This window comes from Brevibacillus sp. RS1.1 (genome assembly GCF_013284365.1).
Lineage (GTDB): Bacteria > Bacillota > Bacilli > Brevibacillales > Brevibacillaceae > Brevibacillus > Brevibacillus brevis_D.
The window spans coordinates 877879-897236 of the sequence record NZ_JABSVA010000001.1 but is presented as its reverse complement, the minus strand read 5'-3'; the positions used below and the strand labels follow the sequence as shown (position 1 = coordinate 897236).

Sequence of the window (19358 nt, the reverse complement as noted above, 5' to 3'; positions counted from 1 at the left end):
AGTATTGCCTTCCTTCGTTAGGAGGGCAGGGTTACAAGTATTTTGTTCTGGGCTGTCCATTTTCATTCTGCCAATGGGTCGTCTATCTCTGTCTACCTGAACATAGACTGTAGTACATCACGTCGCCGCACTTGAGCATCCCTCCAAAAATTGCATAGGGTATATAAGAAGGGTAATAGGAGGCGAGATTTTGAAGAAAATCTACGTACTGGACACCAACGTACTCCTGCAAGATCCAAGGGCGATGTTTTCTTTCGCTGACAACGAAATCGTCATACCAGCTGTCGTATTGGAAGAAATCGATTCCAAAAAGCGGTACATGGATGAAATTGGCCGCAATGCTCGGTACGTATCTCGGCTCTTTGACAGTTTTCGTGAGCTGGGGCAATTACACACTGGCATTACCCTTGAAACAGGTGGATTGTTTCGAGTGGAACTGAATCATTCCTCTTTCCACCGCCTTCAAAAACAATTCACCGAAATGAGTAATGACAACCGGATTTTAGCGGTTGCACTAAACTTACAAGAGGAGGAAAACGGAAAACCACAGCCAAGACCAGTCATTCTGGTAAGTAAGGATGCGCTCATGAGAGTCAAGGCTGATGCATTGAATATTTCCGCAGAGGATTTTCTTTCGGATCGAGTTGTGGGGGAGTTCTCCAGTATTTACCCGGGGTATCAGAAGATGATGGTAGCGTCCGATATCATCAAGACTTACTACGCAACAAAAAAACTGCAGCTGGCCTCCTGTTTTCCGCGCTATCGCTTTTACCCTCATCAATTTTTAGTGCTGAAGGACGAATGCAACCCATCCATTTCAGCGATTGGAAAGGTCGACCCAGACGGAAAGATGTTAGAAATGCTTGTATCAGATGATGATCCGATTTGGGGCATCCGAGCCCGTAACGTGCAGCAACGGATGGCAACCGAATTGCTGCTACGAGATGATATTCCTTTAGTAACCATGACCGGTAAGGCCGGTACAGGAAAAACCTTGCTGGCATTAGCAGCGGGCCTGCTGCAAATCGAAGACCAGCAAAAATACAAAAAACTGTTAGTGGCAAGACCTATCGTTCCACTTGGAAAAGACATCGGTTATTTGCCCGGCGAAAAAGAAGAAAAGCTTCGACCGTGGATGCAACCGATTTATGATAATTTGGAATATTTATTTAACACGAAGCGCCCAGGTGATCTGGATAAAATTTTGGCAGGCATGGGGAGTTTGCAGGTGGAAGCTTTGACGTATATTCGGGGGCGCTCCATCCCTGAACAATTTATTATCATTGATGAAGCACAGAATTTGACAAAGCATGAAGTAAAGACGATCCTGACGAGGGTGGGGGACGGCTCGAAAATTGTGCTAATGGGTGATCCTGAGCAGATCGATCATCCGTATCTGGATGAGAGCAACAACGGTTTAACCTACGTGGTAGAGGTATTTAAAGATCAAAAGCTGGCTGGACATATCCAGTTGGAAAAAGGCGAACGGAGTGTGCTTGCACAGCTTGCCGCGGATTTATTGTAAAGAGGATGTATGAAAAATCACGAGGAGGTCATACTATATTTGTCGAGCCCGATGATTCATGTGAGTAAACGGCGAAATGCCTTGCAGGAGGCGAAGATCCGTGGATAATCATGATCAAGCAATCGACGAAAGTCGTATGGAAATACACCGATTCCTTTAGCTACTTTTCTCTACGATGGAGGTTGAAGAGCCAAAGAGAATAACCGGTAGAACCCCATAAGCAATTCGGGCTCGACAAGGACCGCTCCTCATTGGAGCGGTTTTCATTTTTTTGAGCATTTGGCAGGTAAAAAGAAAAACGCGGATAAACAATCCGCGTTTTTGTCCGATTTCCTTATTTAGCAGCTGCGATTGCTTTTCGCAATGACGAAATACATCCGATGTGCATTCCTTCATGGAAAAGAGTGAAGACCATCATTTCCCCATAAGTATGCATCGTGCCTTTGTCTCCTAGTTCAAACGGCTTTGGCAATGGATCATTCAAGCGGGAATGCAATTCTTCTTTGATACGTACATGTTGTTCCTTTAGCTCGGCAGCCAAGGCTTCGAGGGAAGGACCTTCTTTTTCCCAATCAGCGGGTTTGGTTCCTGGAGCGAACATGGCAGCGTAATGCGGAGGACATTTCATTCCTTCTGGTCCGAAGAGCAAGAAATCTTGTGTCAGAAGAATATGACCAATATTCCAGCGAATGTTGTTTTTAAAGCCAACTGGAACCACATCTGCTTCTTCCTCGGTTATTTCCGTCAATCTCGCCAAAAACATTCCGCGAATCAAGTCGAACTGATTCCATACAAATGAAAAGTCCTGCATTGCAATCCCTGCCCTTCCTTATATTTACATGCACTTCACATCTTACCGCATAAACATCAAAGGGGAAATATACAAACTGCAAAAAAATTTGCAAGTTGTCCCTCCAATTCCATACATATGTAAAAAGGAGGGAAGCATGATGGTTACGTTGGATTCATCGATTTCTTTCTTGATTTATATAACAGCGGTGTCCAGCGCGGCAGCAGGGGTTACAGAAGCTTTTAAATCAGTCATTCCCTTTTTGGCGACGGATTATGAGGCGAAAGAAAATTGCTGGGAGGATCAGTATCACGCTGCTCGATTGATGCACTACAAACGATTTTTCAATTTGGTCATTTCCGTATTGGCTGCTGGTGTCATTTTTGGCATGCTAGGTCTGGACCCAGCCCTTATTTTAACGGGGGCGGAATCAGCTTATGTAAAAAATTCGTGGCAGTTAGGAACATGGATGTGGGGGATTGTTGCGGTGTTTGGCTCGCCTTTTTTTGCATCACTCCTCAAAATACTAGAGAGCTTCAAACAATCGGTAGACAACAATCTGCCTCCTAATCGACCGCGCCGCAAAGTCAGCGGAACACGAGAATAAGCTCGTCTCTCCATAGTTGCCCGAAGCTTGCTGGATACGCTAAGATAACCAAAAGAGCGGTAGCAAAGGTGGGCACAGAAGGATGATAGGGAAATGCTTGCGAATGGCTGTGATTTGGGTGGTGACAGTAGTTGTCTTGGTGGCATGTTCGGCCCGATCGGAACCAACTGCTACATTTGACCCCGAAAATCAAAAGGAATACGGAGTAAACGGCATTTATCTCGGGCAGAACGTAAAAGAAGCAATGGATATTTTGAAGCCGACAAAAGCTGATTTTATGGATATGGTGACAAGGCAAAGCTACACGGTAGAGCAGATGGCGCAGGGTGCGGGAGATGCAGTGATGGGGATGCTGCTGGTTGATCAGACCCAGATGATGATCAAAGTTCACAAAGGTGAATTGACATCGATTATGCTGGGAGGAGTTCCCCGTGAGGACGTGCAAAAATTCAAAACATATCGAGGACTCGCTATGTTTGACAGTGCTCGGCAGCTAGAGAAGCTGTACGGAAAAGGAAAAGACGAGCAAGAAGTGGTGTACGAAGGCAGCAAATACATCGCCAATTTTGGTCTTGTGAATAATCAAGTGGCATGGTTCCGGTTTGATCGTAAATCGTCGTCATAAGGAAAAGGGAGTTCGCTTATCAGGCGCTCCCTTTTTTACATGGAAAGGATTTATTTAGTCGGATGGAGCCAAACGAGCTTCACTTGATAAGCCTTCGCGATTTTCTCTGCCAGTGGAATCAAGTTTTGATCGATCAGGTAGGCTTCGGGTTGGTCTGTATTTTCGGGTATCACCCCTAGAACATGCTCGCGGAGTTGTTCTATGGCAGCCCACTGATCCTCTGATTGGGATGGAGCCACCAGCGTTACGATGGCAACTTGATCTGCATATACATACAAATGTTCATTTTGGGAGACAAAACCGATATCATCAAGTGGCTCGATTGTGGTTGCTGACGGCAGCAGCAATAGAGAAAAGGCATCGCCTAACATGTTGGACTTCTCCAAAATGGTTTCCAGCTTCTCCTGTTCGGCTTGATTCTCGACAATAAAAAGCAGTTTGTCCCGATCAAAGACATTGACATGATCTCCGATTTTATGTATGACTTGAGCATAGAAGCCAGGGAGCTTCCCAGCTGGTACATTCAGTTCAATTCCGTACATATGGCGCATGTCATACCCCCATGTTTGCAAACGTGTTTTTTCTATCGTATCAAAAAATCAAGGAGGTTTCCTGTGATGAATCAAAATCTTGCCATTGAATCCTATGCGTTGGGAGCATTTCAAACGAATGCGTATGTAGTGACAAACACCACTACCAACCAAACCATTGTGATTGACCCGGGCATGGAGCCAGATCAGTTGCTCCGCGCCCTCGCAAATAAAAACGTCGTCGCCATTCTTTTAACGCATGCCCACTTGGATCATATTGGTGGACTCAACCAAGTAAGAGAATTAACAAAAGCACCCGTTTACATTCATCCACTGGAGCAGGAATGGCTCACAAACCCTGATCTCAACGGATCGCGACGCTGGAATCTGCCGGAGCTCATCATATGTGAGCGGGCCGAGCACGAACTGGAGGATGGTCAGACTCTGGAACTGGCAGGTTTTCATATTCAGGTGCTGCATACGCCAGGTCATTCACCAGGCAGTTGTTCATTCGTAATTGGCCAACACTGCTTCGGTGGGGACGTTCTGTTTAACCAGAGCATCGGGCGTACAGATCTCTTCGGAGGAGATTTTGAGACACTGATGATCAGTATCCAGGACAAACTGTTTGAGCTCGATGATGAAACGATTGTTTATCCAGGGCATGGACCGAAGACGACAATCGACTACGAGAAAACGTACAATCCGTTTGTCACAGGCATGCTTCGTTAGTCATTTCATCATTCTTTATAAGTCTGTGAGAGGATTTTGTCAGGTAATGGAGAAAAGGAAGGGGTCACCATTTACCAAAGGAGCTATTCATTATGAAGCGAACATGGAAATGGGCACTCCTTCTCGTTATCGCCTGCACGAGTCTGGTTGGGTGTGCGGCACCCGTCGCCCAAGCAGATAAGACGAGCCAAGCTCCCAACGTGAAAGTGCCTGATCCCGAAACACCACCGCAGACAGCAACCAATCAACAGGAGACACAACCTCCGACTTTGCCATCAAGATTTCCGGAACAGCGTATCTCCCTTCTCGCTGTTGGGGATGTCATGATGCATCAGGAGCAGTTGGATGCCGTCTGGGACCCAGCGACGAAAAGCTATGATTTTAAACGTTTCTTCCCGAATGTCATCCCGATGTTCCGCGAGGCAGACTGGGTCATCGGCAATCTTGAGACAACGATGAGCGGCAGCGAGGCCAAATACTCAGGCTATCCGATGTTTAATTCTCCTGAGTCGCTTGCACATACGTTGAAGGAAATTGGATTTACCGCGGTAACGACAGCGAATAACCATTCGATGGACCGCAAAGAACGAGGGGTTCTGCAAACCATCAAATATCTCGATGAAGCCGGTCTACCGCACACGGGAACGTTTGCAAATCCCGAGGATCGAGATGAGCCCTTGTTGTTGAGCAAGGACGGATTCACACTAGCCTTGCTGTCGTATACGTACGGAACGAATGGAATCGCGATTCCAGAGGGCAAGCCGTATCTGATCAATCTGATTTCACCTGAGCTGATGAAGAAAGACATCGCACGGGCAAGAGAAAAAGGAGCTGATCTGGTTGCAGTGGCGCTTCATTTCGGAAATGAGTATCAACGGATGCCCAGTCCTGAACAAATCAAGACTGCCGAGCAAGCTCTGACATTTGGAGCGGATATCATACTGGGCGCGCATCCACATGTGGTACAACCTTACGAATGGAAGACGGTTACCCTCGAAGATGGACGTCAACACAAAGGGCTAATCACCTACTCGTTAGGCAATTTCATCTCCGCGCAGCGATGGGACTACAAGGATGTTGGGGCAATTCTGAAGCTTGTGCTGTACAAGAATGAGTCAGGAGAGGCCAGCATCGAAAGTGCTGAAATGATCCCGACCTACGTTCATTTTTATCGGAAAAATAACAAGCGCAACTATGTCATTTACCCAGTGTCAGAAACATTGGAGAAGCTAAAGCAAGGGCAAAAATACCCGACGCTGACGAAAGAAGCGATCCAGTACATGACACAATTGCAGCAGGAAATGCCGGTTCATATCAATAAGGTTGTCTCCCAGAAAAAAGCCAGCTAACGAATAGCTGGCTTTACTTCTTTCCAAATCCAAATGGAAGATTAAATTGTAGCTGGAGCTTTAATTCTTCGTCCATCAGCGTGATGCCCTGCACTTGGATATTGGGGGAGATCAGCTCCGGATAAAATCCGAGATCGTACGCTTTCTCCATTTCTTCCACGGTTGAAGGAGGCAAGGCAAAGCCGTCAAAGTACAGCTCGGTAATGTGGAATTTGAGATGGGTGGGAGAGACGAGCTCATAGTTACCAACGAGTTTGAGCTCCATCTGATCATACGTACCTTCCACGGTCAGCTTGTTATCCTCAAAGGAGAAATGGGATTGTTTAAACAAGGCGTCTTTCTCTATCAAAAAATTGTTGAAGTCAGTCTGGTTGATGGTTAGCGTATGCTTGAGGAGACCTTCCGACGAAATTCGATCCGGCGTTGCCAACTCGGGAACTTGAACCATGACCTGCGCGAGCATTCCGAAGAAGGTCTGGAAAGCGGGCAAACCACGTTTTTCCCAGTCTAAAATCAAGTGATTCATCATGGATTCCACAACTGTCGGGTCATCCAGTTTTTGTACATTCTTTTCTTTTTCAGCGGCAACAGCGAGCATCTCTGACAATTGAAGCTCGTATTTTTTTCGCAGTGCTTGAAGTTGTTCCAATCGATTCTTTTTGTCGGTTTGCATCGCGGTGAGCTTCGTGCGCTCAGTATGATAGGTTTCTAGTCGAGACATGTCACGCTCGTACAAGATCTCGTAGAAATCGTACATCAATAAGAACTGATTGAAATTTTCCGCATTTAATAGTAACGTCAGAAGATTAGTACGCTCGCCCATGTAATAGGCCCGCGCTACTTCACCGGCACGACGTTGTGTCGCTTCCATCACCAGCTTTTGCCGTTGCAAGTCGAGATCCATTTGAGCGATTTTCCCGTATGTCCGCGTCTCTTCTTCCTTAAGTAAGGTGAGGGTTCGCTCCAGCTCTTTTTGTGTAAAATGCTGCTGCAGGATGAGCTGTTCCAAAGAGGTAGCGGGCTCTTCCTGGGCGAACACCGTCAGTGGACATACAAGCAGGAATAAGACGAGTAGAATTTTGCGCATGATTTCACCTTTTGCTTTTGCCTTTCCATATTGTATGCTTCTTTTCGTATTATAGCCTTATCTAGTTGAATTTGGATAGCAGGAGAAGAGCTGATGACGATGATCGAACTGATTCGCGAGGAAATAGAAAGCCAACCAGGAAAAGCCATTACGTTCGCGCGCTTTATGGAGTTGGCCCTCTACCATGACACACATGGATATTATATGGTCGAACAACCGAAAGTAGGAAAAGCGGGAGATTTTTATACGAGTGCATCGGTGCATCCCGTCTTTGCGGAAACAATCGCAGATGCTGTCTTGGCATTATGGGAGGAGGCGGATATCACTTCGCCTGTTCTCGTAGAGATTGGTGGTGGAACCGGGGCTGTCTGCCGTCACATGCTGGAGCGCATCCGTGCGTGCAAGCCAGAGATATACAAAGAATTGACGGTCATTTTGATAGAGGCGAGTCCGTATCACCGGAAAATGCAGCAGGAGGCGCTTCAGTGGCACGAGGGTCCGAAGCGTTGGTATTCTTCCGTGAATGAAGCTGCCAAACAAGAAAAAATAGAAGGGGTTATTTTCTCAAATGAATGGCTGGACGCATTTCCGGTACATATTGTGGAAAAAACCAAATCCGGCTGGCAGGAAGTGTGGGTGCGTGTTGGCGAGGACGGGTTGGAAGAGTGTCTGGGGGAGATGACACCAGCGCTAGGAGAATATTTGCGTGGGCTGAACTTGAAGCTGCCAATCGGCATGCGGATCGAGATAAATTTGGCGATGGAGCAAGCGGCACAAGATGTTTCCTGCCTATTGAAAAAAGGATTCGTCATCACGATTGATTACGGTGACCTGCAAGAGGAGCTCTACCATCCCAGTCGAAAAAACGGAACACTGATGTGCTATCATCGCCATCAGGCTCATACGAATCCGTATCTCAACATAGGTGAACAAGACTTAACGACACATGTGAATTTTTCTGCGTGGAAAGAGTATGGAGAAAAGGCTGGTTTACAGGAAATAGACTATATGAGGCAGGATCGGTTTTTAATGCGGAATGGCTTGCTTCATAAAGCGGTCGCGCATATGGATAGGGACCCTTTCACGAGCGTTGCGATGAAACGGAATCGGGCTATTCAGCAGTTGATCGATCCTGCTGGCTTGGGTGGGCGTTTTTGGGTTATGGTCCAAGGAAAAGGCATTCGGGAGTAAAAGAAAAAGTGAACACAAAAAAAGATGCTCAAGGCGAGCATCTTTTTTTACATAATCAATTGTAGAAAAGCGTGTTCTTGTGGGCCAACAGGCATCACGAAGAACGTGTAATACGTGAATCCAACAAAAGACAGGAACATGAAGCCGAAGAAAATGTTTAAGTATACTCGTTCAGTCAGGTTCATGTAGCTCAACGCTACGAAGAAAGCAGTCAAACTGAAGAAGATGAGCGCCATCGGGTACAATTCCCCCCAAAACGCCATCAACGCGATCACAATGGTCCAGAAACCAAGAACGCGATACATACGATCCATTTTTGTCCCCCCTTTTTGCCTCCAACGGTAAGATTTACAAGATTCCTCCCCCATTATATAGGACAGGTGAACACGTGTAAACGATAAAGGTATGACGGATTAATGTCACCCGGGAAGGAGAGACTGGACTTGCGGTGCTAATACTGAATCACCGTGTAGTTGCAAGATTGGCAACCGCGAATTTTGGAATCATCCTCACGTAATTCAATGTTCCCCAAGTACGTTTCGAATATTCCCATCAAGAGAGCGTTGTGCATCTGGCATACGGCATTCGGGTATTTTTTTGCGCTGTCAGAGAAGGTGCAATTATTCACGCGAAAACGCAGCTTTCCTTCAGCCATTGCTTCGATGTCTGGTTTCAATCCCTGAGCCACGACAATCCGATGGACCAGGTCCAATTTTTCTTCCATAGAGGCTGTTTCTAAATTGATTCCGCTTCGGACAACCGCCCGTTTTGCCATTTCTGTTCCAATGCGATGTCCCATTTTAATGAGAGCGGCTTCGCCAGCTTCGCCGAGCGATAGCAGGCTTTCAATCGCGATATCGGCCAACAGCTGATAGTCACGAGGTGGGAATTGCAGACTCACAACCTGTTCAGATAATGAGTACAACCGACTGGGACGTCCTCCCTTACCGCTTTTGTCTGTAACAGCAGTGAGTAAATTTACGTCCTCTAACTTCGTCAAGTGCAAGCGTGCCACATTTGGGTGGATAGAGAAGTGATCAGCTATATCCTGAACCGTAATGGGATCTTTACTGTAGGCGACAAATTGGTAAATGGAAAAACGGGTGGGGTCAGCTAAAGCACTGGTTAACTTTTGCGCATCGTGGTCCATGCCGATACCCCTTTCTCAAAACAATCTTCATAAGATCAAATTAAAAAGTCGTCTTTTCAGCACCGAGAAAGTGGTGAGAACCTGAAAAAGGAGGAGCGGAGTGTAGGGGACCTACATGAGCACCAGACTTTGAAGGTGAACGCCTCTTTCGATGTTGCCCAAGCTTTCAGGGCTCCTTCGTGATCAAAAGACGACTTTTTGAAGATCTTCATAAGTGTATCCCATTTTGTGTTACTTGTTAAGGTAGCAGTGTGCTACAACAGCATATCACACGAATTTTCATCTAGTTTTTAAATTAACTACTATTGACATAGTGTTAATGAAGCAGTAAAATCCAAAGTAAGGAAGGAAAATTAATTGACTAACCTTTCGTAAGAGAACGAACGAAACATCATGAACTGCAAATCGCAAGACTTTTATAGATGAAATCATTCGTGATAGTTGAGATGGAGGGGTAACCAATGGCAGTTGCTGAACGTACACAAACACAAAAATTAACGTTTTTTACTTATCCGAGCTGCACATCCTGTCGCAAAGCGAAGGCATGGCTGGCAGAAAACGGAGTGAACTATGAAGAGCGTCACTTGTTCAAAAATCCACCGACAGCAGAAGAACTGCTGGATATTATTAAAATGACTTCAAATGGCTTGGATGAAATCTTGTCCACGAGAAGTCAGCGTTTTAAAAACCTGGATGTCGATATTAATGATATGTCGGTGAAGGAATTGCTCGAAATGCTTAGCGAAGAGCCTCAGCTTTTGAAACGTCCGATCCTGACTGACGGTGAAAACCTGATCGTCGGATTCAATTCTTCTGCCATGCAAAATTTGTTGTCTTAATGAAGAGGGGGTAAAGGCCTCCTCTTTTTTGTTTGTCCATCGAAAGGTAAAATAAAGCCACTAGCTGATAAAAAGGTGGGAGTTCATATGGAGACCTTGCTTTTGCAAAAACAGGACGGTATTGCCACAATCACATTAAATCGGCCGCATGTTCATAATGCCATCAGCGTGGAGCTGGTTGACGAGCTGCATCAGGTTCTGCAAGATTGCCAAGCCGATCCTCGGGTGAAGATTTTGATTGTGACGGGGACGGGCAGAAGCTTTGTTTCCGGAGGCGATTTGAATCAGTTTATTGCAGCGCGCGGCTTTGAACAGGCGCATCCTTTGCTCAGCAAAGTGACGGGGCTTTTGTCGACCATTGATCAGTATTCCAAACCGGTGATAGCCATGATAAATGGTGCTGCGGTCGGAGGTGGCTGTGAGTTTGCGGGCGCGTGTCATTATCGTTTTGCCAGTGACCGGGCCGCCTTCGGGTTTGTACAAATCAGCATGCACATTACGACAGGCTGGGGTGGAGGAAGTCGGCTGTTGGACTTGCTGCCAGAATCAAAAGCACTCGCTCTCCTGCTGACTGGAGACAGATTGCGGGCAGAGGAAGCCAAGTCCTACGGTTTTGTTGACGAGGTATATCCGGAAGAGAAGCTGCATGAGGAAGTATATCGTTTCGCTCGAAAAATCGCTGCCCAGCCGCTTACTGGCATTGAGGCTTACATGCAGATCCTGAAGTGGAAGCGTATGGGTCTTCCGCAAGAAGAACGAATCCGGCGCGAAGTGAGTCAATGTGCGCATCTATGGGGCAGCCCCGAACACGTCGCTGTAGTGGAAAGCTTCCTGACAAAGCGCCCAACATCCTGATCGATATAGTCCTTTTCGTTTAAACATTTATTTGCTTGGACATACTTTTTCTAGTAGAAAGCGATTCTACAAGAGTAGGGAAAAGCATAGGATGAATTACATCATCCTTTTTAAAGGTAACGGGAGGGACTCATATGGTAGCTTCCAGACAAGACGCATGGACCGAAGATGACGATCTAGTGTTGGCGGAAGTCACCTTGCGCCACATACGCGAAGGCGGCACACAGCTTGCTGCATTTGAAGAAGTGGGTCAAAGGTTGGGAAGGACAGCAGCTGCGTGCGGCTTCCGCTGGAACAGTTGCGTGCGCAAACGGTACGATGCGGCCATTTCGATTGCGAAAAGCCAAAGGCAGCAGTTGAAAAAGCTCGGGAGGATTCAAGCACCACCCCCTGTGGTTGCTGAGGTCGAGGTCGTCACGTTGCATACAAAACGTGCTGAGACACCAGTAGCAGAGGTACAAATGTACACCGATGTTGAGGAACAGCAGATTGAAGCAGTCATTCGCATGCTCGTCAATCAAAAAGAATTGACTCGTCGCTTGCGACAATTGGAACAAGAGTTGGAAGGAAAAGAGTTGGAGTTAAAAGAATTGAAAGAAGCCCATGAACGCGCTAGAAAAGAGCTGGATCAGGTTCAGGGTGTCAATGATGACTACCGTGCATTGGTACAGATCATGGAACGTGCACGCAAGCTTGCTTTTTTACAAGAAGAGGATTCCAACAAAGCGATCTTCAAAATGGATGAAAACGGAAATTTAGAGCGCGTGGAAAAATAAGCGCAAGGCATGAAAAAAGAAGCGGTGCTGATCCGCTTCTTTTTGTTTACGCATTCATTGATAAAGAGGGAGCTAGTCTTGCAGCTCTACGCTCTCTGGCAACCATACGTACGGGTTTTCGCCACGGTCACGCATGAGGTTGTACTTCACAGGCGTGAAGCCCATTTTCAACCAAAAATCGTCTGCGCGACAACGGGAGTTGGTTTTAATAGGAGCCCCAAAGCTCTTCGCGTGGTTAACCAAAGCAGTTCCGTAATCTTTTGAGCGGTAATCAGGCAGGACCTCGAGCTTCCACAGCTCGTAATAGTCTTGCGCAGGTTGGAAGTAACGGTCGTATTTCCCGTCAATTTTGTAGAGGCTCATACGTGCTACCAGAAGATCGTTGTCATAAATACCGTAAAATGGAGATTCCGAATCGTTTTCCACGATGTTCGCCTCCAGGTCTTCCTTCATAGAAAGCTCCTCCAGGCCAAATTCGCGAAACTTCTGGAATTCCTCCAGTGTCTTATAGTTGATTTGCAAACGTCTTACTTCAAACATGGTTAGCCACTCCTCTCACAGCTCTTTGCCTTGGCCACCTTTTGGCCCCGCCCCTTTATTATACACGATGATTGGCTTTTCCGAAGTGTTTTTCTTTTTTTATTGGAGGGATTGGCAGGAAATGATTTCGCTATCTTGGAAAAATTTAAAATTTCATTCTAGAACTATGATCGTTCTCGTGGCACAATAGAAAGTAGCATCACATGATACAAACCAGGCAAACAATTTGGAAGCGCTTACGGTTGTAGTCGGTTTGTCAAAGAGGGGAGCGTTGCCATGAATAAGGTATTAATCGCAAACCGTGGTGAGATTGCCAGACGAATTATCCGTACATGCAAGGCAAGAGGAGTGGCTACGGTTGCTGTCTATTCGGATGCAGACAAGGATCTGCCGTTTGTACGTGAAGCAGATGAGTCCGTCCATATTGGTCCACCGCCCGTTCCACACAGTTACCTGAACGTAGAGGCCATTCTTGCAGCAGCGAAAAGCACCGGTGCCGATGCTATTCATCCAGGCTACGGTCTTTTGTCAGAAAACGAAGCTTTTGCCCGCCGCGTTCTGGAGGCAGGTCTCCTATTCATTGGGCCTACCCCCGAGGTTATCGGTCAAATGGGTGACAAGCTGACTGCCCGACGTATGATGGAGGCTGCGGGAGTACCAGTCGTTCCAGGGTGCGAACAGGCTATCGATTCTCCAGATGAAGCAGCTGTCATCGCGGTGTCCATCGGATATCCCGTGATGCTCAAGGCCAGTGCTGGCGGCGGAGGAATCGGGATGCACATTTGTCGAGACGAGGCAGAGCTGCGTCAAGCGTACCAATCGGCGAAAGGTCGCGCAAAAGCGTATTTCGGAAACGATGCGATGTACTTGGAGAAATACGTAGAACGCCCGCACCACATCGAAGTGCAGGTGGTCGCCGATCAGCATGGAAACGTCATCCACTTATTAGAACGGGAATGCTCCATACAGCGCAGACATCAAAAGGTGCTCGAGGAAAGCCCTTCGCCCTTTTTGAACACAGCAACGCGAGAGCTTCTGTGCGATGCAGCGGTTACAGCAGCGAAAGCAGTGGGCTACTCGGGTGTAGGAACAGTCGAATTTATCGTAGATGAGCAGAAAAACTTTTACTTCTTGGAAATGAATACACGCTTACAAGTGGAGCATCCCGTGACGGAAGAAATGACGGGCATTGACCTCGTATCGCTCCAACTGGACATTGCTGATGGTCACCCGCTGTCAATCAAGCAAGAGGACGTCAAGGCTCTGCGTCACGCGATTGAGCTGCGTGTCTATGCGGAAGACCCTGTCACCTTCCTGCCCTCACCAGGGACGATTACGTTGTACCAGCCACCAGCATTTGAGGATGTACGAATTGATGATGGGGTAGAGACAGGTACACAGGTGACTCCTTTTTACGATCCGATGATTGCAAAGGTCATTGTATCTGGGGTGACAAGAGAAGAGGCTGTGCAACAGGCGCAGAAGGCTATGGATCATTTTCTGATTACTGGCATTAAAACGAACATTCCGTTTTTGCAAGAAGTATTACAGGACGAACAATTCCGAGCAGGTAACTATACGACATGGTTCGTTACTGAGCGTGGAGCCGCGTCAAGCTCGGAAAAACGTTAAGCTAACAAAAATGATATGTAAGGGAGAGAACCATCTATGAAACAAGTAGCAGCCAATATGGCAGGAACCGTTATAAACGTCCTGGTGCAGCCAGGTGACGAGATTAATGAAGGACAAGACGTTCTTGTACTGGAATCGATGAAAATGGAAGTTCCTGTACAGGCTCAAGCCTCAGGCAAGGTTGTGGAAGTAAAAGCGAATATTGGCGATTTTGTCAACGATGGCGATATCATCGTCGTTTTGGAATAGGATTAGAATACTTCTAAACTGAGCGGCCGCTAGGCGAAGGAGGTGACTTGTTGTGCGTGTACAAATCGTGGAGGTCGGTCCTCGTGATGGGCTGCAAAATGAGAGCGCGATCGTTCCGGCAGCGGCAAAAATCGCACTGATTCATAAGCTGATGGCAGCAGGCTTGAAGCGGATAGAAGCAAGTTCGTTTGTGAATCCGAAATGGATACCGCAATTAGCGGATGCTGACGAGGTCTTGCAGGGAATCAATCGCAGCCAAGGGGTAACGCTTAGTGCATTGGTACCCAATATTCGCGGCCTGGAGCGGGCGCGCCAAAGCGGACTGACAGAGATTGCCCTGTTCATGTCTGCCTCTGAAACGCATAATCAAAAAAATATCAATAAACCGATAGCAGACACGTATCCGATCCTGCGGGAGGTTGCCCAGGAAGCGCTGGCTATCGGGATGAAAGTTCGCGGATATATCTCAACGGTATTCGGTTGTCCGTACGAGGGAAACGTTCCGCTAGACAATAGCCGCAGGGTGACAGAGGCTCTGTTGGAAATGGGAGTGTACGAGATTTCTCTCGGGGATACGATCGGGGTTGCAACACCGAAGCAGGTTCATGAGGTCTTTGGAGAGCTTGTGAAAGATGTTACGAACGAGCGCTTAGCCGCCCATTTCCATGATACAAGAGGAACGGGATTGGCGAACGTAGCAGCAGCGCTAGAGGAAGGAATCCGCATCTTTGACAGCTCAATCGGTGGCCTCGGCGGATGCCCGTATGCGCCAGGAGCTGCCGGCAACATTTCGACTGAAGATTTGGTCTACATTCTGCATGGAATGGACTATGAAACGGGCGTCGATCTCGAGAAGTTGATTGAGGCTGGTGCGTATATTGGGCAGCAGTTGGGCAAAGAGCTCCCCTCAAAAGTGCTGCGGGCATCTCTCGCAAGCAAACCAGCTGGATGATCTGTATTTTCCACACATTCGCAAAGAGGGGATAAAAGATGACGGTTTCCCTGCAAAGAGAGGGCGCGATCGGCGTACTAACGCTGCAACGGCCAGAAGTTTTTAACTGCCTCAATCTTGAAACACTTGTGACTCTGCGCGGCTTGATCAGTGAAATCAGCTATGATCGTGACATCCGGACAGTCATTGTGACAGGTGCTGGTGACAAGGCGTTTTGCTCCGGTGCAGATTTGAGAGAGCGGCGCTCCATGTCACCACAGCAGGTCGATGTCTATATCCAAACGATTCGAGATACGTTCACAGAGCTGGAAAAGCTACCGAAACCAGTCATCGCGGCGATTAACGGGCTGGCGCTGGGAGGCGGTACAGAATTGGCGCTGGCGTGCGATCTGCGAATCATGAGTGAACAGGCCCAGATGGGATTAACGGAGACCTCGCTTGGGATCATCCCGGGTGCTGGCGGAACACAACGTTTACCTCGGCTAGTTGGAAAAGGCGTCGCCAAGGAACTGATTTTTACGTCAAGGCGTGTATTTTCGGAGGAGGCACTGTCCATCGGGTTAGTCAATCGGATAGTTCCCGCTGATCAACTCATGGCGACAGCCATTTCTTTGGCCGAGCAAATTTCATCGAATGCTCCACTTGCCCTAGCCCAAGCCAAGTTTGCCATCGATTGTGGAGGAGAGGTCGAGCTAGCAAGCGGACTTCAGATTGAAAGCAACGCGTACAAGCTGCTCGTCCCAACGAAAGATCGCCTAGAAGGACTCGCAGCCTTTCAAGAAAAACGAAAACCGATATACCGCGGAGAGTGACGAGGGGGATTACGCTGATGACCAAACATTTGGAAGACACATTGCACGAAAAAATCGCCCAAGTAGTGCAAGGGGGCGATGCCAAGTATCATGACAAGCTCAAGGAGCAAAACAAGCTATTCGTTCGCGATCGCCTCAAGCTATTGTTCGATGACGAGTTCATGGTCGAGGATGGGTTGTTCGCGAATGTCATGGCAGGCGATCTGCCGGCCGATGGAGTTGTGACCGCAATTGGCAAGGTAAATGGTCAAACTGTCTGCGTGATGGCCAACGATTCAACAGTGAAAGCCGGGTCCTGGGGATCGCGGACCGTCGAAAAAATTATTCGCATTCAAGAGACAGCCGAAAAAATGCGTGTTCCACTTCTCTACCTGGTCGATTCAGCAGGAGCGCGTATTACGGACCAATTGGAGATGTTCCCAGGCCGCCGGGGGGCTGGGCGAATCTTTTACAACCAAGTGAAGCTATCCGGCAAAATTCCACAAGTGTGCATTTTGTTTGGACCTTCTGCTGCTGGTGGCGCTTATATCCCAGCTTTTTGTGACATTGTCATCATGGTCGACAAAAACGCGAGCATGTACTTGGGCTCTCCGCGTATGGCGGAAATGGTGATCGGAGAAAAAGTGAGCTTGGAAGAGTTGGGCGGTGCACGCATGCATTGCTCCGTCAGCGGATGTGGCGACGTACTAGCGGCCAATGAGGAAGAAGCGATTCAAGCAGCGCGTAGCTATCTGCGCTTCTTCCCGGCGAACTATACATTGACCCCACCGACTGCACTGGCAAAAGCCCCTGTGTCAACAGCGAAAGAAATCACGAGCATCGTGCCCGAGAACCAAAATGCAGCTTTCAATATGCATGATGTCATTACAGCATTGGTCGACGAGGATTCGTTCTTTGAGATCAAAAAATTATTTGCTCAAGAGCTGATTACCGGATTGGCACGTCTGGATGGCAAGCCTGTCGGAATCATTGCCAACCAGCCGCGTGTGAAGGGAGGCGTTTTGTTTGTCGATTCGGCTGACAAGGCGGCTCGATTCATCACACTGTGCGATGCGTTTTCCATTCCATTGTTGTTCTTGGCGGATGTTCCTGGCTTTATGATTGGGACAGCCGTAGAGCGGGCAGGCATTATCAGACACGGGGCAAAAATGATCTCCGCCATGGCGGAAGCAACGGTACCGAAAATATCCGTCATTGTACGCAAAGCGTATGGTGCCGGCTTGTATGCAATGGCCAGCTCTGCATTTGAACCAGATGCTTGCCTCGCACTGCCCGGTGCCCAAATCGCCGTGATGGGACCAGAAGCAGCCGTTAATGCCGTCTACAGTAACAAAATACAGGCGATTGAGGACCCGGCAGAGCGTCAAGCGTTTATTCAGGAAAAACGTAGAGAATATCAGGAAGACATCGATCTGTACTTGCTGGCATCGAACTTGATTGTAGATGCTGTTGTACCTCCAAGCGAACTGAGGCGCGAATTAATCCAACGCTACGAGGTTTACAAGGAAAAGCGTCACGTTTTTTCGGACAGAAAGCATGCAGTTTACCCCGTATAAATCAGGGGTCAGGCTATCGTCAAAGGGCGATAGTCTTATTTTTTTACAAAAAATGTGAAAGGGCCTAGGAATATTTCGATAATTTCGATCTTTTTTTGTGGCAATCAATTGAACAATCCCGAAAACTCTGTTATTCTTGAAAAATAAGCATTGATTAATGTGGGTGAACAAATGCTGCTAGAACCAATGACGTGTCAGGTGGTAGTCGTAGGTGGTGGGTCTGTCGGGCTGCTGTATGCAGCGAGGCTCGCACTTGCTGGACAACCTGTCACGATTGTCACACGCAGTTCACTCCAGGCGAATCAGCTAAATGAACGCGGGCTCAGCTTTCAAAAGCTGAATGGCGAGACAGTCACTGTTTCCGTCACCGCGAGCCCCATTGAAGAAGGATTGCCTGAAGGGAAGCTGTATCTGTTAACTGTAAAGCAGCCAGATTTGCATAGCGTGCTCCCAGCCTTACGAGGGTTAGACCTCAAGGCAAGAGTGATCGCTTTGCAAAATGGCATGGGTCATTACGAATTGCTTCGAACCGTTTTAACGGAGACACAGTGCTTCTTTGCGATTAATACGGAAGGGGCAAGGAGATTGTCGCCTACAGAAGTCGTGCATACCGGTACAGGTACTTTGCGCGTAGGCTCTTGGGAGACGTCTGATTGCAATGATCCACTGATTCGCACATTTGTTGAGTGGGCAATATCAACAGGCATGGAGGCTGTCTATGAAAAGGCAATACAGCCCTTCGCTTGGCGCAAGCTCATCGCAAATGCGCTGATCAATCCGTTAACCGCGCTTTTTGAAATCCCAAATGGTGCTCTCCTCGAAAATTCACATACGCAACAGCTCATGCGTGCTTTATTTGTGGAAGCAGCTACAGTGGCTGCGTATGCCGGACAAAAAATCGAGGATGCAGACTTGCAGGAAATTGTCTCCATTTGCCGAAATACTTCCCGTAATCTTTCCTCCATGCTGCAGGATATTAAGAAGCGCAGACCGACGGAAGTGCAGTCTATCAACGGCTATCTCGTCCAAGTAGGACAAAAGGCCGGGATTCCGACACCGCTGCACGAAACCTTGCTTCGCGTTATCCTTCTTAAGTCAGACATGGGAATACGGAAGGAGGGAGGCGACAGTAGATGACCTTTCTGGCGAATGTCTGGGCCTATTTGTGGGGGACGCTGACGGTTGTGCCGTTTCTCGGATTTCCGATCGTTTATTTCATCTTGTATGGAATGACGCGGAACAAGAAATTGGCAGGCCGCTTCGCGATAAATATCACGAATCTTTTGGTGATTCGCTCTGCCGTTTCCACTTACGAACTGATTTGGCCCGAGGCATTTTCCGCTTGGTGGTGGGTATTCTGTTTTTACCTGGTGGTAATCATGCTCCTTGGGTGGGTACAGATGAAGTTGAAGGGGCGGCTCTCCCTCAAAAAGGTAGGATTTTCAGCCTGGCGATTGTCGTTTCTCTGGTTTGGAATCGTCTACATAGTGCTGTTTACGACCGGAATTATCAAAACGATGGGTGTCGTGTAAAGCACTGTTGATACATATCGTATTTATTC

Annotated in this window: 22 protein-coding genes; 16 read left to right on the top strand and 6 right to left on the bottom strand. The window is 47.7% G+C overall.

Annotated elements, in window-relative coordinates; translation table 11 throughout:
- The first annotated feature begins 190 nt into the window (after positions 1-190).
- A complete protein-coding gene (locus HP570_RS04135; protein ID WP_016740695.1) occupies positions 191-1525 on the top strand; it encodes a PhoH family protein in 1335 nt (444 codons plus the stop codon).
- A 334-nt stretch (positions 1526-1859) separates the two neighbouring features.
- On the opposite strand, the gene HP570_RS04130 is transcribed toward HP570_RS04135, so the two are convergent.
- On the bottom strand, positions 1860-2336 hold the full coding sequence (locus tag HP570_RS04130) for a DinB family protein (RefSeq protein ID WP_015892131.1): 477 nt from the start codon (positions 2334-2336) through the stop codon (positions 1860-1862).
- A gap of 139 nt (positions 2337-2475) precedes the next feature.
- On the opposite strand from HP570_RS04130, the gene HP570_RS04125 reads away from it, so the two are divergent.
- Both HP570_RS04125 and HP570_RS04120 read left to right on the top strand, forming a co-directional pair.
- A complete protein-coding gene (locus HP570_RS04125; RefSeq protein ID WP_015892130.1) occupies positions 2476-2922 on the top strand; it encodes a hypothetical protein in 447 nt (148 codons plus the stop codon).
- Between the two features lie 82 nt (positions 2923-3004).
- Entirely contained in the window at positions 3005-3547 is a 543-nt protein-coding gene (locus tag HP570_RS04120) for a hypothetical protein (protein ID WP_173624966.1), read from the top strand.
- 50 nt (positions 3548-3597) lie between these two features.
- Here HP570_RS04120 and HP570_RS04115 read toward each other — a convergent pair whose 3' ends face one another.
- Positions 3598-4098, bottom strand: coding sequence for a hypothetical protein (locus HP570_RS04115; RefSeq protein WP_173624965.1), 501 nt, complete (start codon positions 4096-4098; stop codon positions 3598-3600).
- Between the two features lie 66 nt (positions 4099-4164).
- On the opposite strand from HP570_RS04115, the gene HP570_RS04110 reads away from it, so the two are divergent.
- Both HP570_RS04110 and HP570_RS04105 read left to right on the top strand, forming a co-directional pair.
- The gene (locus HP570_RS04110) at positions 4165-4809 is read left to right on the top strand and encodes an MBL fold metallo-hydrolase (protein ID WP_173624964.1); all 645 of its coding nucleotides are present in this window, start codon (positions 4165-4167) and stop codon (positions 4807-4809) included.
- Positions 4810-4901: 92 nt separating this feature from the next.
- Entirely contained in the window at positions 4902-6158 is a 1257-nt protein-coding gene (locus HP570_RS04105; protein WP_173624963.1) for a CapA family protein, read from the top strand.
- 13 nt (positions 6159-6171) lie between these two features.
- On the opposite strand, the gene HP570_RS04100 is transcribed toward HP570_RS04105, so the two are convergent.
- Positions 6172-7245, bottom strand: coding sequence for a coiled-coil domain-containing protein (locus HP570_RS04100; protein ID WP_173624962.1), 1074 nt, complete (start codon positions 7243-7245; stop codon positions 6172-6174).
- A gap of 93 nt (positions 7246-7338) precedes the next feature.
- On the opposite strand from HP570_RS04100, the gene HP570_RS04095 reads away from it, so the two are divergent.
- The gene (locus HP570_RS04095) at positions 7339-8436 is read left to right on the top strand and encodes a class I SAM-dependent methyltransferase (RefSeq protein ID WP_064200527.1); all 1098 of its coding nucleotides are present in this window, start codon (positions 7339-7341) and stop codon (positions 8434-8436) included.
- A gap of 47 nt (positions 8437-8483) precedes the next feature.
- On the opposite strand, the gene HP570_RS04090 is transcribed toward HP570_RS04095, so the two are convergent.
- Both HP570_RS04090 and HP570_RS04085 read right to left on the bottom strand, forming a co-directional pair.
- Entirely contained in the window at positions 8484-8750 is a 267-nt protein-coding gene (locus HP570_RS04090) for a DUF2626 domain-containing protein (RefSeq protein ID WP_064200528.1), read from the bottom strand.
- A 137-nt stretch (positions 8751-8887) separates the two neighbouring features.
- Entirely contained in the window at positions 8888-9586 is a 699-nt protein-coding gene (locus HP570_RS04085; RefSeq protein WP_064200529.1) for a helix-turn-helix transcriptional regulator, read from the bottom strand.
- A gap of 461 nt (positions 9587-10047) precedes the next feature.
- Here HP570_RS04085 and HP570_RS04080 point away from each other — a divergent pair, with 461 nt between their 5' ends.
- From HP570_RS04080 to HP570_RS04070, 3 genes are all read left to right on the top strand, one after another.
- Complete coding sequence (locus HP570_RS04080) at positions 10048-10425, top strand: Spx/MgsR family RNA polymerase-binding regulatory protein (protein WP_015892121.1); 378 nt, start codon at positions 10048-10050, stop codon at positions 10423-10425.
- A gap of 87 nt (positions 10426-10512) precedes the next feature.
- Positions 10513-11280 (top strand): enoyl-CoA hydratase/isomerase family protein, encoded by a 768-nt coding sequence (locus HP570_RS04075; protein ID WP_173624961.1) that lies wholly within the window; start codon positions 10513-10515, stop codon positions 11278-11280.
- Positions 11281-11414: 134 nt separating this feature from the next.
- Positions 11415-12056, top strand: a complete 642-nt coding sequence (locus HP570_RS04070) for an RsfA family transcriptional regulator (RefSeq protein WP_015892119.1) — start codon at positions 11415-11417, stop codon at positions 12054-12056.
- A gap of 72 nt (positions 12057-12128) precedes the next feature.
- Here the strand turns inward: HP570_RS04070 and HP570_RS04065 are convergent, their stop codons facing one another.
- Positions 12129-12596, bottom strand: coding sequence for an N-acetyltransferase (locus HP570_RS04065; RefSeq protein WP_015892118.1), 468 nt, complete (start codon positions 12594-12596; stop codon positions 12129-12131).
- Positions 12597-12872: 276 nt separating this feature from the next.
- Here HP570_RS04065 and HP570_RS04060 point away from each other — a divergent pair, with 276 nt between their 5' ends.
- The 7 genes from HP570_RS04060 (at position 12873) to HP570_RS04030 (ending at position 19329) form a co-directional block, all read left to right on the top strand.
- Positions 12873-14228: an acetyl-CoA carboxylase biotin carboxylase subunit gene (locus HP570_RS04060; RefSeq protein WP_173624960.1), complete on the top strand. Its 1356-nt coding sequence runs from the start codon at positions 12873-12875 to the stop codon at positions 14226-14228.
- A 36-nt stretch (positions 14229-14264) separates the two neighbouring features.
- Entirely contained in the window at positions 14265-14477 is a 213-nt protein-coding gene (locus tag HP570_RS04055; protein WP_015892116.1) for a biotin/lipoyl-containing protein, read from the top strand.
- A gap of 52 nt (positions 14478-14529) precedes the next feature.
- Positions 14530-15429, top strand: coding sequence for a hydroxymethylglutaryl-CoA lyase (locus HP570_RS04050; RefSeq protein ID WP_173624959.1), 900 nt, complete (start codon positions 14530-14532; stop codon positions 15427-15429).
- 38 nt (positions 15430-15467) lie between these two features.
- Positions 15468-16241, top strand: a complete 774-nt coding sequence (locus tag HP570_RS04045; RefSeq protein ID WP_173624958.1) for an enoyl-CoA hydratase-related protein — start codon at positions 15468-15470, stop codon at positions 16239-16241.
- 17 nt (positions 16242-16258) lie between these two features.
- Positions 16259-17797 (top strand): acyl-CoA carboxylase subunit beta, encoded by a 1539-nt coding sequence (locus HP570_RS04040; RefSeq protein ID WP_106783012.1) that lies wholly within the window; start codon positions 16259-16261, stop codon positions 17795-17797.
- 171 nt (positions 17798-17968) lie between these two features.
- Positions 17969-18934, top strand: coding sequence for a ketopantoate reductase family protein (locus tag HP570_RS04035; protein WP_064200535.1), 966 nt, complete (start codon positions 17969-17971; stop codon positions 18932-18934).
- Complete coding sequence (locus HP570_RS04030; RefSeq protein ID WP_087348042.1) at positions 18931-19329, top strand: DUF3397 domain-containing protein; 399 nt, start codon at positions 18931-18933, stop codon at positions 19327-19329. The genes HP570_RS04035 and HP570_RS04030 overlap by 4 nt, the downstream gene beginning before the upstream one ends.
- Positions 19330-19358 lie beyond the last annotated feature (29 nt).

Bases quoted from the DNA above. Each gene is read 5' to 3' on its own strand.
- HP570_RS04130 (WP_015892131.1), bottom strand. From the start codon at position 2,336: ATGCAGGACTTTTCATTTGTATGGAATCAGTTCGACTTGATTCGCGGA.
- HP570_RS04125 (WP_015892130.1), top strand. From the start codon at position 2,476: ATGGTTACGTTGGATTCATCGATTTCTTTCTTGATTTATATAACAGCG.
- HP570_RS04120 (WP_173624966.1), top strand. From the start codon at position 3,005: ATGATAGGGAAATGCTTGCGAATGGCTGTGATTTGGGTGGTGACAGTA.
- HP570_RS04115 (WP_173624965.1), bottom strand. From the start codon at position 4,098: ATGCGCCATATGTACGGAATTGAACTGAATGTACCAGCTGGGAAGCTC.
- HP570_RS04110 (WP_173624964.1), top strand. From the start codon at position 4,165: ATGAATCAAAATCTTGCCATTGAATCCTATGCGTTGGGAGCATTTCAA.
- HP570_RS04105 (WP_173624963.1), top strand. From the start codon at position 4,902: ATGAAGCGAACATGGAAATGGGCACTCCTTCTCGTTATCGCCTGCACG.
- HP570_RS04100 (WP_173624962.1), bottom strand. From the start codon at position 7,245: ATGCGCAAAATTCTACTCGTCTTATTCCTGCTTGTATGTCCACTGACG.
- HP570_RS04095 (WP_064200527.1), top strand. From the start codon at position 7,339: ATGACGATGATCGAACTGATTCGCGAGGAAATAGAAAGCCAACCAGGA.
- HP570_RS04090 (WP_064200528.1), bottom strand. From the start codon at position 8,750: ATGGATCGTATGTATCGCGTTCTTGGTTTCTGGACCATTGTGATCGCG.
- HP570_RS04085 (WP_064200529.1), bottom strand. From the start codon at position 9,586: ATGGACCACGATGCGCAAAAGTTAACCAGTGCTTTAGCTGACCCCACC.
- HP570_RS04080 (WP_015892121.1), top strand. From the start codon at position 10,048: ATGGCAGTTGCTGAACGTACACAAACACAAAAATTAACGTTTTTTACT.
- HP570_RS04075 (WP_173624961.1), top strand. From the start codon at position 10,513: ATGGAGACCTTGCTTTTGCAAAAACAGGACGGTATTGCCACAATCACA.
- HP570_RS04070 (WP_015892119.1), top strand. From the start codon at position 11,415: ATGGTAGCTTCCAGACAAGACGCATGGACCGAAGATGACGATCTAGTG.
- HP570_RS04065 (WP_015892118.1), bottom strand. From the start codon at position 12,596: ATGTTTGAAGTAAGACGTTTGCAAATCAACTATAAGACACTGGAGGAA.
- HP570_RS04060 (WP_173624960.1), top strand. From the start codon at position 12,873: ATGAATAAGGTATTAATCGCAAACCGTGGTGAGATTGCCAGACGAATT.
- HP570_RS04055 (WP_015892116.1), top strand. From the start codon at position 14,265: ATGAAACAAGTAGCAGCCAATATGGCAGGAACCGTTATAAACGTCCTG.
- HP570_RS04045 (WP_173624958.1), top strand. From the start codon at position 15,468: ATGACGGTTTCCCTGCAAAGAGAGGGCGCGATCGGCGTACTAACGCTG.
- HP570_RS04040 (WP_106783012.1), top strand. From the start codon at position 16,259: ATGACCAAACATTTGGAAGACACATTGCACGAAAAAATCGCCCAAGTA.
- HP570_RS04035 (WP_064200535.1), top strand. From the start codon at position 17,969: ATGCTGCTAGAACCAATGACGTGTCAGGTGGTAGTCGTAGGTGGTGGG.
- HP570_RS04030 (WP_087348042.1), top strand. From the start codon at position 18,931: ATGACCTTTCTGGCGAATGTCTGGGCCTATTTGTGGGGGACGCTGACG.